Here is a 14,200-nt window from a genome sequence, read left to right on the forward strand (position 1 = left end):
GCCACACCCACCGGGGCCGCGCGGGGGGTGACCCCCCGCGCGGCCCCTGCGCGCTGCGCGCTCGACTCCCGGCCCGCCCCGGGCGACCATTGACGCAGCCCGGATCGGGAGATTAACTTCACCATGCGGATGATGCATTCCGTATAGCGGAAAACTTAACGCGGTGCATGGAGGCGTGGGAATGGGTCAGGGCCAGCAGGAGAAGGTCGCGACGAGCCTCGCGGACGCGGTCGGGGCGAGTATCGGCGCCTCGCTCGCACCGGTCGACGCGGAACTCGCCCGCCGCTATCCGGGAGACCCCGGCACCCGCCAGCCCGTGCACACCGTCTATGTCCCCGCCGACGCCTTCGACGCGGGCACCGTCCGTTCCTGGGGCGACCAGGCCCTCGCCGCCCTCGACGAACACGCCCCCGACGCCGCCTCCTTGGCACGTGCCCTCGGCCTCTCCGACGAACTGGCCGGTCCGGTGTACGAGCGGGTGCGGGCCAAGCTGGAGCGCGAGCCCGTCGAAGACCTGCGGATCGACTTCGAGGACGGCTACGGGGCGCACTCCGACGAGGAGGAGGACATCGCCGCCGCGCGCGCCGCGCGACTCGTCCACCAGGCGTACGAGGACGGCACCGCCGCCCCGTACATGGGCATTCGGATGAAGTGCCTTGAGGCGTCCGTACGGGACCGGGCCATCCGGACCCTCGACATCTTCCTCAGCGGGCTGATGGAGGCCGGCGGCCTTCCCGAAGGGCTCGTCCTCACCCTGCCGAAGGTCACCTATCCCGAACAGGTCACCGCGATGGCCCGGTTGGCGGCGGAGTTCGAGAAGGCGCGCGGGCTGCCGCCCGGCCGGATCGGCTTCGAGATCCAGATCGAGACCAGCCAGTCCATCCTCGCCGCCGACGGCACCGCGGCCGTCGCCCGGATGATCGCCGCCGCGGACGGCCGCGCCACCGGACTGCACTACGGCACCTTCGACTACAGCGCCTGCGTCGGAGTCAGCGCCGCCTACCAGTCCAGCGACCACCCGGCCGCCGACCATGCCAAGGCCGTCATGCAGGTCGCCGCCGCCGGCACCGGCGTACGGGTCTGCGACGGCTCCACCAACGTCCTGCCCGTCGGCCCCACCAGCCAGGTCCACGAGGCCTGGCGCCTTCACCACGGGCTCACCCGCCGCGCCCTCGCCCGCGCCTACTACCAGGGCTGGGACATGCACCCCGGCCATCTGCCCACGCGCTACGCCGCGGTCTACGCCTTCTACCGCGAGGGCCTGGAGCCCGCCGCCGGGCGACTCGCCGCGTACGTGGCGAAGGCCGGGGGCGACGTGATGGACGAGCCGGCCACCGCCAAGGCCCTCAGCGGCTACCTCCTGCGCGGACTCGACTGCGGAGCCCTCGACGCCGACGAGGTCACCGGCCTCACCGGCCTCACCCGCGCCGGTCTGGAAGGCTTCGCGACCCCGCGCCGCGCGGCCCTCACGGTCTCCGCCCCCTGACCCGGGCCCGCTGCCCCCGGTACACCGGCCTGTCCCACCTGAAACTGCCGCCCCTTAGGCTGTCGTCCACCCCGACGAGGACCGCGACCACGGTCCCGTACGGGTGACCGGAACCAGTGACGCGCGACAGCAGCACGCGAGGCAAGGGGCAAGTGGTGTCTACGGGGGAATACGGCCGCGGCGCGGAAGCGGGCAGACTGCTCGCCGGCCGCTATCGGGTGCTCGCCCAACTGGGGCGGGGCGGCATGGGTGTTGTGTGGCGCGCCATGGACGAGGTGCTCGGCCGCGAGGTCGCCGTCAAGGAACTGCGTACCTATACCGACGCCGGCGGACCCGAACTCGCCGACCTGCGCGTACGGATGCAGCGCGAGGCACGTGCCGCCGCGAGGATCAAGCACCCCGGAGTGGTGGCCGTCCACGACGTCGCCGACGAGGACGGCCGTCCCGTCATCGTCATGGAGCTGATCGACGGCCCCTCGCTCGACGACGTCCTCACCCGGCACGGTGTGATGGACCCGCGCGAGGCGGCCCGTGTCGGCGCCAAGGTGATGGAGGCGCTCGGCGCCGCCCACCGCGCCGGAGTGCTGCACCGCGACGTCAAGCCCGGCAATGTGCTGCTGGAGGCGGGCGGGCGCGTGGTCCTCACCGACTTCGGCATCGCCGCGATGGACGATCCCGGCGACGGCTCCAGCACCCACCTCACCCGCAGCGGTGAACTCGTCGGCTCGCTCGACTACTTGGCGCCCGAGCGCGCCCAGGGCCAGGAGCCGGGACCGGCGTCCGACGTCTGGGCGCTCGGCGCGACGCTGTACGCCGCCGTCGAGGGCAACTCGCCCTTCCGCCGTACGTCGACATGGTCGACGCTCACCGCGATCGTGGCCGACCCGCTGCCCGAGGCCCGGCGCGCCGGCCCTCTCGGCGCCGTACTCCAGCAGTTGATGCACAAGGACCCGGCGCTGCGGCCGGACGCGGAGACGGCGGCGCGGCTGCTCGCGGCGGTCGCAGGCGACAGCGGTGCGATCACCGGGCCGATCGGCCTGGGGGAACACGGTGCCGCTCCCGCCCATGCGCCCCGGGTACCGACCGAGATCAACCCGGTGCCGCACCGCCCGGAGGGGTTCGGCCCGCCCCCACCGGCGGGCCCCTCGGCCGCACCGTCCGGCCCGTCCGGCCCCTCCGTCACCTCCCGGCACCGTGCCGTCCCCGCCGACGGCCCCGGCGGACGGAGAGCCAAGAAGTCGCGCATGCTCGTCACCGCCGGAGTCGCGGCCGTCCTGCTCGCCGGAGGCGGCGTGACGTACGTGCTCGTCGACCGCGGCGGCTCCACCGCCGGCGAGAACGTGGCCGGGGACGGGCCGGCGGAGCCGGACGAGGGCCCCGGCGGCCGGGGCCTCGACCCGGGCGCCGCCACGTCCGGCGACAAGAGCCCGAGCGCGAAGCCGAAGGAACAGGGCGAGAAGGCGTCGAAGCCCCCGGAGGACGACAAGAAGTCGCCCGCGCCCGGCGGCGGCACCGACGACTCGGATCCGGACGGCAAGGGCAAGGGCGACGCCGAGGCCGACACCGACGGCGGACGTCCGGGATCCGGCGGTGAGAGCACGGGCGGCGGCGCGGGCGGTACGGACCAGGCCCCGGCGCCCGTGTGCCACCCGATCGGCGGCGGCAAGTACAACTGCCAGGTCTGGCGCCAGGCCAACTCGTACACCGCCGACGGCGCCGAGGCCGGCGTGCTCAACGCGGGCACCAACTACTTCTACTGCCAGCAGAATCTGGGCCGCCGCGAGACGTCAGGACAGTGGACCAACATCTGGTGGGCCAAGACCGACGACGACCGCGGCAACACGAACGTCTTCGTCAGCGACGTCTACATCTCGGGCGGCGACAACGACCAGCCGCTGCCGGGCCTACCGGTCTGCTGACGGCGGCAGCTCGCCCGAGCCGCGCGCGATCAGCCTGGTCGGCACCACCACCTGGTTCGGGGCGTCGGCCGCCCCGTCCAGCCGGCGGAACAGCCGCTCCGCCGCCGTACGCCCGAGAGTGGCGGCGTCCTGGGCGATGACGGTGACCCCGGGGTCCAGCAGGTCGGCCAGCTCGATGTCGTCGAAGCCGACGAGGGCGACAGGCCGCTCGTGCGCGGCGAGCGCCCGTACGACCGTGACGGTGACACGGTTGTTGCCGGTGAGGATCGCCGTGACCGGCTCGGGGGCCTTCAGCATCGACACGACGGCGTCGTGCACCCGCTCAGGAGCTGTCGTGCCCAGCGACACCCACGAGTCGTCCACGGGCAGTCCTGCCTCCGCCATCGCGGCCCGGTAGCCGCGCAGGCGCTCCACCGCCGTGTGGATCCGGGGCTGGTCACCGATGAAGCCGATCCGGCGGTGGCCGTGCGCGACCAGATGGGCGGTGCCCGAGAGCGCGCCGCCGAAGCTGTCGGAGAGCACGGCGTCCGCGTTGATCTTCCCCGCGGGCCGGTCGACGAAGACCGTCGCGACCCCGGCCTTGATCTCCGGCTCCAGATAACGGTGGTCGTGACCCGCGGGAATGATGATCAGGCCGTCCACGCGGCGCGCGCAGAGGGCGAGCACCAGCTCCTGCTCGCGGTCCGGGTCCTCGGCGCTCGACCCGTTGATCAGCAGCGCGCCGTGGGCGCGGGCGACCTCCTCGACCGCGCGGTTCAGCGGGCCGTAGAACGGGTCGGCGAGATCCTCCAGCACCAGACCGATGCTGGCGGTACGGCCCTTGCGCAGCACGCGCGCCGAGTCGTTGCGCCGGAAGCCCAGCGCGTCGATGGCCTCCTGGACGCGCCGCTCGGTGTCCGGCGTCACGCCGGGCTCCGCGTTGACCACCCGGGACACCGTCTTGAGCCCGACACCGGCCCGCGCTGCCACATCTTTCATGGTGGGCCGATTACCGTAGCGGGGCTCGGAGTGACGGTTGGTGTCGGCCACTGTGCGCTGTCCTGTCGTCGTTCGGTTGCGTTCAAGACTTGTGGCGTTGAGCATAGGCCCTGGACAACGTTGTCAGGTGAATGGAGACTGTTCCATGAACCCGCAGGTCCCCCGCGCGTCCCCACCACCCCCGCCCGCGGGGACCCTCTCGTCACTGGAGAACCCACACAGATGCATACGGAGCTAGTCGCCGCTCTCGACATCGGCGGTACCAAGATCGCCGGCGCGCTGGTGGACGGTGACGGGAGGATTCTCGTACAGTCCCGGCGGCCGACCCCGGCGACCGAGGACGGTGAGTCGGTGATGCGCGCGGTGACGGAGGTGCTGGAAGAGATCGGCGCTTCCCCGCTCTGGGCCCGTGCGACGGCTGCCGGTATCGGCAGCGCGGGCCCCGTGGACGCGGCGGCCGGCACGGTCAGTCCGGTGAACGTCCCCGGCTGGCGCGGCTTCCCCCTGGTCGAGCGTGTCCGGCGGGCCACCGGCGGACTGCCGGTGACACTCGTGGGTGACGGCGTCGCCATGACGGCGGCCGAGCACTGGCAGGGCGCGGCCCGTGGCTACGACAACGCCCTGTGCATGGTGGTCTCCACCGGTGTCGGCGGCGGTCTGGTGCTCGGCGGCAAGCTCCACCCCGGCCCCTCCGGGAACGCCGGCCATATCGGCCACATCAGTGTGGATCTCGACGGTGATCTCTGCCCGTGCGGCGGACGCGGCTGCGTCGAACGCATCGCCAGCGGCCCCAACATCGCCCGTCGCGCCCTGGAGGGCGGCTGGCGCCCCGGTCCGGACGGTGACACCTCGGCTGCGGCCGTCGCCGCTGCGGCGCGCGCGGGCGACGCGGTCGCCATCGCCTCCTTCGAACGGGCCGCGCAGGCACTGGCCGCGGGGATCGCGGCGACGGCGACGCTCGCGGACATCCGCATCGCGGTCGTCGGCGGGGGAGTGGCGAACGCGGGCGATGTGCTCTTCCTGCCGCTGCGCCGCTCGCTGCGCGAGTACGCGACGCTGTCGTTCGTTCAGAACCTCACCGTGGCACCGGCGTTGACCGGTACGAACGCGGGTCTCGTGGGCGCCGCCGCGGCGGCGTCGCTGGGGCGCGGGCCCGCCGCTTCGAGCGACAACAACTCGGCGATGACCGCCCCGACAAGTCTCTGACGGCCGCCGGATGGTGACGTGACGGGCCGTCAGATCTCGTTCCCCGTACCGGCCTTCGCGAATGTGTCATTGCGCGCGTTTCCGGTAGAGCCTGTTCGGCTCTGTTGGAAGAGACCGGGTAACGGTTGTTCGATATCCCGCCAGAACCCTTGACGACTCCCTCTCAGGGGAGTGAGATCCAACCCTCGCGTTCGGTTGTGTTGGGTCGCACCCCTGAGGAGGGGGACATGTCTCAGTCTCCGTTCAACGGTTCGGTGGTATCGGCGAGTCTGGCCGGGCACCGGATCTCCCGGCGAAATCTACTGCGTGGTGCGGCGGCCGGGGCGGGTGCGATCGCACTGCCGTCGCTGCTCGCCGCGTGCGGCGGCGGTCCGGGCGGTGACGGAAAGACCGTCACGATGGGTTCGAACTCCTCCGACCCGGTCCCCAAGAAGGCGTTCGCCCAGGCCTTCGCGGCGTACGAGAAGCAGTCCAAGGAGAAGCGGAAGGTCGACGTCAACACCGTTGACCACAACAGCTTCCAGGAGAACATCAGCCGCTATCTGCAGAGCAAGCCGGACGACGTCTTCATGTGGTTCGCCGGCTACCGGATGCAGTTCTTCGCCGAGAAGGGGCTGCTGCACGACATCAGCGACCTGTGGGGCGACTACACCGGCTTCTCGGAGGCGCTGAAGGCCCAGTCGACCGGCTCGGACGGCAAGCAGTACCTCACGCCGTACTACTACTATCCGTGGGCGGTCTTCCATCGCAAGAGCGTCTTCGAGGAGCGCGGTTACGAGGCGCCGCGCACCCTGGACGAGTATCTGGCGCTCGCCAAGCGGATGCGCAAGGACAAGCTGACCCCGATCGCGTTCTGCGACAAGGACGGCTGGCCCGCGATGGGCACCTTCGACTACATCAACATGCGCAGTAACGGTTACGAGTTCCACAAGTCGCTGATGGCGGGCCAGGAAGCCTGGACCGACAAGCGCGTCAAGGATGTCTTCGACACCTGGCGGAGCATCCTCCCTTACTGCCAGCCGGGTGCCAACGGCCGTACCTGGCAGGAGGCGGCGACCAGCCTTCAGAAGGGCGAGACGGGGATGGCCGTCTTCGGACTCCCGCACCCCGGCCAGCAGTTCGCCGAGGACGAGCAGGACGACATCGACTTCTTCGCGTTCCCCGAGATCAACCCGGAGCACGGCCAGGACGCGGTCGAGGCGCCCATCGACGGGTTCCTGCTGGCGAAGAACTCCAAGAGCCTGAAGAACGACCGGACCATGGAGAGCGCCAGGGACCTGCTGTCCTGGCTGGCCACCGGCGAGGCCGAGGACGTCTATCTCGCCGGTGATCCCAACAATGTCGCGGTCAGCGAGGACGCCGACACCTCCAAGTACTCACCGCTGCAGAAGAAGGCGGTGGACCTGATCGCGGGCTCGAAGCAGATATCGCAGTTCATGGACCGCGACACGCGGCCCGACTTCGCCTCGACGGTGATGATCCAGGCCATCCAGAGCTTCATCAACGAGCCGGACGACGTGGACGGGCTGGTCAACGGGATCGAACGGCAGAAGAAGACTCTCTTCGCGTCCGACGGCAGCTGATCCGTGGCGTTCCTCACGACGCGCCGCAGCCGGCGGCGCGGCCCCCGGCGGTTCTCCGCCCGGGACCGTGCCGTCCTCGGCGTGCTGCTGGGAGTACCTCTCCTGCTCGATCTCGTCATCGTGTGGGGCCCGACCGTCGCCTCGATCGTGCTGTCCTTCTCCAGCTGGGACGGGATCAGCGACATCGAGTGGGTCGGTACCGAGAACTACGAGAACCTGTTCACCAACTACCCGCAGTTCTGGCCCGCCGTCCAGCACAACCTCCTGTGGCTGGGCTTTCTCGGCCTGGTCGCCACCCCGTTCGGGCTGCTCCTCGCCGTACTCATCGACCGGGGCGTGCGCTTCAGCCGCTTCTACCAGTCGACGATCTATCTGCCGGTCGTGCTCTCGCTCGCCATCGTCGGCTTCATCGCCCAACTCGTCTTCTCCCGCGACCAGGGCGCGCTCAACGCGATCCTCGGCGACACCGAGAATCCCACCGACTGGCTCGGCGATCCGGACCTCAACATCTGGATGGTCCTGCTGGCCGCGGCCTGGCGGCACACCGGCTATGTGATGATCCTCTATCTGGCGGGCCTCAAGGCAGTCGACGCCTCTCTCAAGGAGGCCGCGGCCATCGACGGCGCGAGCGAGACTCAGACATTTTTCCGGGTGGTCTTCCCCGCCATGCGGCCGGTGAACGTCATCGTCGGCGTGATCACGGTCATCGAGGGGCTGCGCGCCTTCGACATCGTCTACGCCGTCAACAAGGGCAGAAACGGACTTGAACTGCTCTCGGTGCTCGTGACGGACAACATCATCGGAGAGGCGAGCCGGATCGGCTTCGGATCGGCCATCGCCGTCGTCCTGCTCGTCGTCTCCATGGGCTTTGTCGTGACGTATCTGGTCCAGGAGATCCGGGGGGAGAAGACCCGATGAGCGTCCACGCCGACACCGCGACGCCGGGCCCGCCCGCGTCCACACCCGCCGCCACCGGCTCTCCCGCGTCGTCGGGTCCTGCCGCCCGCAGGCGCCGTGTCACCCCCGGCCGGTTCGGCGTGCACGCCTTCCTGCTGGCTGTCTCGCTGGCGTTCCTCGCGCCGCTGCTGCTGGCCGCGTACGCCTCGCTCAGGCCGTACGACGAGACTGCCGAGCGTGGCTACTTCTCGCTGCCCGACAAGCTGTCCTTCGACTACTACCGGCAGGCGTTCAGCGATTCCGGTTTGACGAAGTATTTCGTCAACACGCTGCTCATCGCCGTCCCCGGCGTACTGCTCGCGCTCTTCCTCGCCTCGTTCGTCGCCTTCGCCGTGGCGCGGCTGAGAATGCGCGGATCGATCGTGCTGCTGATGCTGTTCACGGCGGGCAATCTGCTGCCGCAGCAGGTGATCATCACGCCGCTGTACGTGCTGTTCAACCGCATCCCGCTGCCGTACTGGATGTCCGACTCGATGACGCTGTACGACTCGTACTGGGCCGTCGTCGCCGTCCAGGTGGGCTTCCAGATGGGCTTCTGCGTCTTCGTCCTGGCCAACTTCATGCGCACGCTGCCGATCGAGATCCTGGAGGCGGCGATCGTCGACGGCGCGGGCGTCTGGGCGCAGTACTGGCGGATCACCCTGCCGCTGTGCAGGCCGGCCCTCGCGGCCCTCGGCACGCTCCAGTTCACCTGGATGTACAACGACTTCCTGTGGGCGCTGGTCTTCATCTCCGACGGCGACAAACTGCCGGTGACCTCGGCGCTCAACAATCTGCGCGGTCAGTTTTTCACTGACTACAACCTGTTGGCCGCGGGCTCGATCATCGTCGCGCTGCCGACGATCATCGTCTTCCTGCTGCTCCAGCGGCACTTCATCGCCGGACTCACCCTCGGATCCAGCAAGGGCTGAGACCGGGGCCCCAAAGGGCTCCCTCGCGGATCCCCCGCAGGGACTCTCGTCAGTACGTCACTGTGCATCGCGAACCCCCTCGGTCACATTCGTCCTGAACGACCTTCTGTCCGCATGTGTGACGGCTCCGGCCGAAATCGCTCCGTGCGACAGCACGCGCCACGGCTTCCGTATGAGGTGGCGATGAGGCCACGAACCGGCAACAGCCGGGTGTCGACGGGGCCGCCGGAATCGGCCACGTGTTTCCACTGCGGGGTGTTGCGGGCAATCCACATGGGGCTACGGAAGAGGGGGAACCGTGATCATTTGGATCAACGGTGCGTTCGGAGCGGGCAAGACCAGTACGGCGCGCGAGCTGATCGACATGATCCCTAACAGCACCCTGTACGACCCCGGGCTGATCGGTTCCGGGCTGCGGGAGCTGCTGCCGCAGAAGAGACTCGCCGAAGTGAGTGACTATCAGGACCTGCCCATCTGGCGGCGCCTGGTCGTGGACACCGCCGCCGCGCTGCTCGCCGACGTCGGCGGCGTGCTCGTCGTCCCGATGACGCTGCTGCGGCAGGAGTACAGGGACGAGATATTCGGCGGTCTGGCAGCCCGCCGCATTCCCGTCCGGCATGTGCTCCTGACCTTGGACGAAACGATTTTGCGCGGCCGGATAGCGGACCGTACACGGGAGGAGGCGGCCGACGAGGACCCCGCCGGGACCGAGCGCGCCCGGCAGTGGGCGTACGAACACATCGAGCCCTACGGCGCCGCGCTCGGCTGGCTCATGGCCGACGCCCTGGTCGTCGACACCGGAGGGCTCACACCGGCACAGAGCGCGGCGGTCGTCGCCGAGGCGGTGCACACAGGCTCGGCGGGGCTGTGCGAGATCGTGCAGACACCCGAGCCGACGGCGGAGACGGTCGCGGCGGGGGTGCTCCTCTTCGACGAGCGCGACCGCGTGCTGCTCGTCGACCCCACCTACAAGCCGGGCTGGGAATTCCCCGGCGGGGTGGTCGAGAGCGGCGAGGCGCCCGCGCGGGCCGGGATGCGAGAGGTCACCGAGGAGATCGGGATAGAACTCTCCGACGTGCCCAGGCTGTTGGTGGTCGACTGGGAGCCGCCGAGACCGCCCGGCTTCGGCGGGCTGCGGCTGATCTTCGACGGTGGCCGGCTGCCGGACCAGGACGCCGGGAGACTGCTGCTGCCCGGCTCCGAGCTGCGGGGCTGTCGTTTCGTCACCGAGGACGAGGCGGCGTCGATGCTGCCGCCCGCCCGCTATGAGCGGCTGCGGTGGGCCCTAAGGGCCCGGGAGCGGCGGACCGTGCTCAATCTGGAGGCCGGTGTCCCGGTCGGCTGACGCGTACAGCACGGCGGCGGCGTCCGTGGTCCCGTCCGTGACGAGCGGATCGCCGTGGCCGAAACAGACCGTCGAGGGTCCGAGCGCCGCGAGGCGGATCATGGACCGCTTCGCGCTCTCACGGTTGACGTTGAACACGCCGAGCATCACACGGCGTTCGGCGGCGGCCACGGCGTCACCCGTGAACAGCACACCGTGGTACGGCAGATGGACGGCGATGGATCCGTACGTGTGCCCCGGGACATGCACCACCCGCGCGCCGTCGCCGAAGGGCAGCTCGTCGCCGTCCTCCAACTCGCGGTCCACCCGGGTGGGCGGCGCGGGCGGCACGGTCAGCCCGTGCTCGTACAGCGGGATCTCCCAGTCGAGGAGCAGCGGGTCGGGCACCGGCCACTCGCCGCGGATGATCGGGGCGTCGAGCCGGTGCGCCATCACCTCGGCGCCGTACCGCCCGGCCAGCTCCTGCGCCGAACCCACATGGTCACGGTGGCAGTGGGTGAGAACGACACGGCGCAGATTCGCGGGGGTGAGACCGAGATCGCGAATGGCGTGCTCGATCTCCGGTCCCGCGTAGACATGACCGGAATCGATGAGAGTCAGCTCGTTCTCGTCCTGCCACAAGTACGCCTGACCGATGGGGAAACGGAGCATATGCAGCCGGGGACTGATCGCAACGAGATCCATGCTTCGAATGTATGCAGTGCGGAACGGCCGCGCGTGCCACTTCGCTGACGGCGATTTCCGCTTTACGCAGAAAGCCCGGGTGAACCTCCTGTCCCGCTCTCCCGTCGGGCCCGGCGGGGCTCAGCCGCGCTTGGAGCGCGCGTAGTTGACCAGGAAGTGGGCCTCGGCCACCGACAGCCGTTCCAACTCCTGGGGAGACACACTCTCGTTGACCGCGTGGATCTGCGCCTCCGGCTCGCTGAGCCCGATCAGCAGGATCTCAGCGGCCGGGTACAGCGAGGCCAGCGTGTTGCAGAGCGGGATGGAGCCGCCCATACCGGCGGTCTGCATCTCCTCGCCCGGATACGCGACGCGCATCGCCTCGGCCATCGAGGCGTACGCGGGGCTGCCGGTGTCCGCGCGGAACGGCTGGCCCTGCCCGACCTGCTCGACCGAGACCCTGGCCCCCCACGGGGTGTGCGCGTGCAGGTGCGCGGTGAGCAGCTTGGTCGCCTCGTCGGCGTCCTGGCCCGGCGGCACCCGCAGGCTGATCTGGGCGCGGGCGCTCGCCTGAAGCGACGGGGTCGCGCCGACCACCGGCGGGCAGTCGATGCCGACCACGGTGACGGCGGGCCGGGCCCAGACCCGGTCGGCGACGCTGCCCCGGCCGATCAGCCCGACCCCCTCCAGGACCTTGGCGTCCTTGACGAAGTCGGCCTCGGGATAGTCGAGTCCGTCCCAGTCGGCGTCGGCCGCCAGACCGTCCACGGTCGTCGAACCGTCCTCCGCCCGCAACGAGGCCAGCAGCTGGATGAGCGCGGCGAGCGCGTCGGGTGCCGCGCCGCCGAACTGGCCCGAGTGCAGGTTGCCTTCGAGGGCGTCGATCCGCACGCGCAGCATGGTCATTCCGCGCAGCGTGGCCGTGACCGTCGGCAGCCCGACCCGGAAGTTGCCCGTGTCGCCGATGACGATCGTGTCCGCGGCCAGCAGCTCCGGGTGTTCCTCGGCGTACCGTTCCAGACCGCCGGTGCCCTGCTCCTCCGAACCCTCCACCACCACCTTGACGCTCACCGGCACGCCGCCCGCCGCCTTGAGCGCGCGCAGCGCGAGCAGATGCATCACAAAGCCGCCCTTGCAGTCGGCGGCCCCGCGTCCGTACCAGCGGCCGTCCCGTTCGGTGAGCTCGAACGGCGGGGTGACCCAGGCGCTCTCGTCGAGCGGCGGCTGCACGTCGTAGTGCGCGTACAGCAGCACGGTCGGGGCGCCTTCGGGGCCGGGCAGGAAGCCGTAGACGGACTGCGAACCGTCGGGGGTGTCCAGCGCCGCGACGTCCCGGAACCCCTCGGCCCGCAGGGCGTCCGCCACCCACCCGGCGGCGGCCTCGCACTCGCCGCGCGGGAACTGCGCGGGGTCCGCCACCGACCGGAAGGCCACCAGCTCCGCCAGTTCCGCCCGTGCCCGGGGCATCAGCGAAGCGACGGTTTCGGCGATCGGAGTGACGGACATGGGCACGCTCCTGGCGGGTGCGACGTTGTGTGTTTGTGTGGGTGTCGAAGACAGGGCCGATCCTGCCACAACGGACCGGGCCCGCAGGCGCCGTAGGATGCCGTGCGACACCCCTTAGGCCACCGGTCGGATCAGGAGCAGAAGCACATCGTGAGCAGCGAGAACGCAGACGCCGGAAGTGAATCTGGAAGCGCGCCCGGGACCGGTCCCGAGGCGGGTCCGGCGGGTGAGCACGACCGGTCGGTGTGGGATGTCGTCGTGGTCGGCGCGGGCCCGGCGGGAGCGTCCGCGGCCTACGCGGCGGCGGTCGCGGGCCGTCGGGTGCTGCTCCTGGAGAAGGCGGAGTTGCCCCGCTACAAGACCTGCGGAGGCGGCATCATCGGCCCCTCGCGGGATTCGCTGCCACCCGGCTTCGAACTGCCCCTGCGCGACCGGGTGCACGCGGTCACGTTCTCGATGAACGGCCGGCTGGCCCGTACCCGGCGCTCCCGGCGCATGCTCTTCGGGCTGATCAACAGGCCCGAGTTCGACGCGAGTCTGGTCGAGCACGCGCAGAAGGCGGGCGCCGTGCTCCGTACGGGCGCCTCGGTCTCGCGGGTCCAGCAGCACGGCCCGGCCGTGCCCGACCGCCGTACGGTCGCGGTGGTCCTGTCCGACGGTGAGACGGTCCTGGCGCGCGCGGTCGTCGGCGCCGACGGCAGTGCGGGCCGGATAGGCGCTCATGTCGGGGTGAAGCTCGACCAGGTGGACCTCGGTCTGGAGCTGGAGATCCCGGTGCCGCCGACGGTCGCCGAGGACTGGGCGGGGCGGGTTCTCATCGACTGGGGCCCGCTGCCGGGGAGTTACGGCTGGGTCTTCCCCAAGGGCGACACGCTCACCGTAGGGGTCATCTCGGCGCGCGGCGACGGCGCGGCGACGAAGCGCTATCTGGAGGACTTCGTCGCCAAGCAGGGGCTGGCGGGCTTCGAGCCCTCGATCTCGTCGGGCCATCTGACGCGCTGCCGCAGCGACGACTCGCCGCTCTCGCGCGGCCGGGTGCTGGTCTGCGGTGACGCGGCGGGTCTGCTGGAGCCGTGGACCAGGGAGGGGATCTCCTTCGCGCTGCGCTCGGGGCGGCTCGCGGGGGAGTGGGCGGTACGGATCTCGGAGGCGCACGACGCGGTTGACGCCCGTCGGCAGGCGCTGAACTACGCGTTCGCGATCAAGGCGGGTCTCGGCGTCGAGATGAGCGTCGGCCGCCGGATGCTCTCCGTCTTCGAACGCAGGCCGGGGGTGCTGCACGCGGCGATCACCGGATTCCGGCCCGCGTGGAAGGCGTTCGCCGACATCACGCGCGGGGCGACCTCGCTGGGTGGTCTCGTACGGACCCATCCGCTGGCCCGGCGCGCGCTGGACCTCCTGGACCGCCCGAAGGCGGGCACCGCCCCGGCCACGGAGAAGAGCGGGGACCAGGAGCCCGACAGGGCACGGGACGACGAGGACCGCGACAAGGACCCGAAGGACGGCGCGGTCACGCCGTAGGGCTTGGACCTGCCCGGACCCCCCTGGGCCGTGTCTTCGAAGTCCCGCCTCGCAGGCGGACGGCGCTACTTCGAGGTCACGGCCCGGGGCGGGGCGGACCGCGTCGGGCGTGTGCCGGGCGGTAT

The 14,200-nt window shown here is 70.6% G+C and carries 11 protein-coding genes; 8 read left to right on the forward strand and 3 right to left on the reverse strand.

The features are described 5' to 3' along the window. The first annotated feature begins 181 nt into the window (after positions 1-181). Together ACFWV8_RS29690 and ACFWV8_RS29695 are read left to right on the forward strand one after the other, a co-directional pair. Complete coding sequence (locus ACFWV8_RS29690; RefSeq protein ID WP_384210680.1) at positions 182-1,486, forward strand: DUF6986 family protein; 1,305 nt, start codon at positions 182-184, stop codon at positions 1,484-1,486. 155 nt (positions 1,487-1,641) lie between these two features. Next, a complete protein-coding gene (locus ACFWV8_RS29695; protein ID WP_384210683.1) occupies positions 1,642-3,405 on the forward strand; it encodes a protein kinase in 1,764 nt (587 codons plus the stop codon). Here the strand turns inward: ACFWV8_RS29695 and ACFWV8_RS29700 are convergent. Beyond that, positions 3,391-4,383 carry a LacI family DNA-binding transcriptional regulator gene (locus ACFWV8_RS29700; protein ID WP_384210686.1) on the reverse strand — a complete coding sequence of 331 codons (993 nt, stop codon included), beginning with the start codon at positions 4,381-4,383 and terminating at the stop codon, positions 3,391-3,393. The two genes, ACFWV8_RS29695 and ACFWV8_RS29700, sit on opposite strands and share 15 nt — an antisense overlap. A 222-nt stretch (positions 4,384-4,605) precedes the next feature. Here ACFWV8_RS29700 and ACFWV8_RS29705 point away from each other — a divergent pair, with 222 nt between their 5' ends. The 5 genes from ACFWV8_RS29705 (at position 4,606) to ACFWV8_RS29725 (ending at position 10,385) form a co-directional block, all read left to right on the forward strand. Then, the gene (locus tag ACFWV8_RS29705; protein WP_384210689.1) at positions 4,606-5,589 is read left to right on the forward strand and encodes an ROK family protein; all 984 of its coding nucleotides are present in this window, start codon (positions 4,606-4,608) and stop codon (positions 5,587-5,589) included. A 227-nt stretch (positions 5,590-5,816) separates the two neighbouring features. Further along, a complete protein-coding gene (locus ACFWV8_RS29710; protein WP_384210692.1) occupies positions 5,817-7,172 on the forward strand; it encodes an ABC transporter substrate-binding protein in 1,356 nt (451 codons plus the stop codon). A 3-nt stretch (positions 7,173-7,175) separates the two neighbouring features. Beyond that, positions 7,176-8,090, forward strand: a complete 915-nt coding sequence (locus tag ACFWV8_RS29715; RefSeq protein ID WP_384210695.1) for a carbohydrate ABC transporter permease — start codon at positions 7,176-7,178, stop codon at positions 8,088-8,090. After that, positions 8,087-9,040: a carbohydrate ABC transporter permease gene (locus ACFWV8_RS29720; protein ID WP_384210698.1), complete on the forward strand. Its 954-nt coding sequence runs from the start codon at positions 8,087-8,089 to the stop codon at positions 9,038-9,040. Before ACFWV8_RS29715 ends, ACFWV8_RS29720 begins: the two co-directional genes overlap by 4 nt. A gap of 298 nt (positions 9,041-9,338) precedes the next feature. Continuing rightward, positions 9,339-10,385 carry an NUDIX domain-containing protein gene (locus ACFWV8_RS29725; RefSeq protein ID WP_384210701.1) on the forward strand — a complete coding sequence of 349 codons (1,047 nt, stop codon included), beginning with the start codon at positions 9,339-9,341 and terminating at the stop codon, positions 10,383-10,385. Here the strand turns inward: ACFWV8_RS29725 and ACFWV8_RS29730 are convergent. Both ACFWV8_RS29730 and ACFWV8_RS29735 read right to left on the reverse strand, forming a co-directional pair. Further along, entirely contained in the window at positions 10,326-11,069 is a 744-nt protein-coding gene (locus ACFWV8_RS29730) for an MBL fold metallo-hydrolase (RefSeq protein WP_329391316.1), read from the reverse strand. The two genes, ACFWV8_RS29725 and ACFWV8_RS29730, sit on opposite strands and share 60 nt — an antisense overlap. A gap of 120 nt (positions 11,070-11,189) precedes the next feature. Then, on the reverse strand, positions 11,190-12,554 hold the full coding sequence (locus ACFWV8_RS29735) for a dipeptidase (protein WP_384210704.1): 1,365 nt from the start codon (positions 12,552-12,554) through the stop codon (positions 11,190-11,192). Positions 12,555-12,704: 150 nt separating this feature from the next. Between ACFWV8_RS29735 and ACFWV8_RS29740 the strand changes: the two genes are divergently transcribed. Continuing rightward, positions 12,705-14,075 (forward strand): geranylgeranyl reductase family protein, encoded by a 1,371-nt coding sequence (locus ACFWV8_RS29740; protein ID WP_384210707.1) that lies wholly within the window; start codon positions 12,705-12,707, stop codon positions 14,073-14,075. Positions 14,076-14,200 lie beyond the last annotated feature (125 nt).

It is taken from the genome of Streptomyces sp. NPDC058665, assembly GCF_042714995.1.
GTDB lineage: Bacteria > Actinomycetota > Actinomycetes > Streptomycetales > Streptomycetaceae > Streptomyces.

What these genes read in the sequence shown, in the direction of transcription:
- ACFWV8_RS29705 (WP_384210689.1), top strand. Translation starts at nt 4,606, where the DNA reads ATGCATACGGAGCTAGTCGCCGCTCTCGACATCGGCGGTACCAAGATC.
- ACFWV8_RS29700 (WP_384210686.1), bottom strand. Translation starts at nt 4,383, where the DNA reads ATGAAAGATGTGGCAGCGCGGGCCGGTGTCGGGCTCAAGACGGTGTCC.
- ACFWV8_RS29690 (WP_384210680.1), top strand. Translation starts at nt 182, where the DNA reads ATGGGTCAGGGCCAGCAGGAGAAGGTCGCGACGAGCCTCGCGGACGCG.
- ACFWV8_RS29730 (WP_329391316.1), bottom strand. Translation starts at nt 11,069, where the DNA reads ATGGATCTCGTTGCGATCAGTCCCCGGCTGCATATGCTCCGTTTCCCC.
- ACFWV8_RS29720 (WP_384210698.1), top strand. Translation starts at nt 8,087, where the DNA reads ATGAGCGTCCACGCCGACACCGCGACGCCGGGCCCGCCCGCGTCCACA.
- ACFWV8_RS29710 (WP_384210692.1), top strand. Translation starts at nt 5,817, where the DNA reads ATGTCTCAGTCTCCGTTCAACGGTTCGGTGGTATCGGCGAGTCTGGCC.
- ACFWV8_RS29735 (WP_384210704.1), bottom strand. Translation starts at nt 12,554, where the DNA reads ATGTCCGTCACTCCGATCGCCGAAACCGTCGCTTCGCTGATGCCCCGG.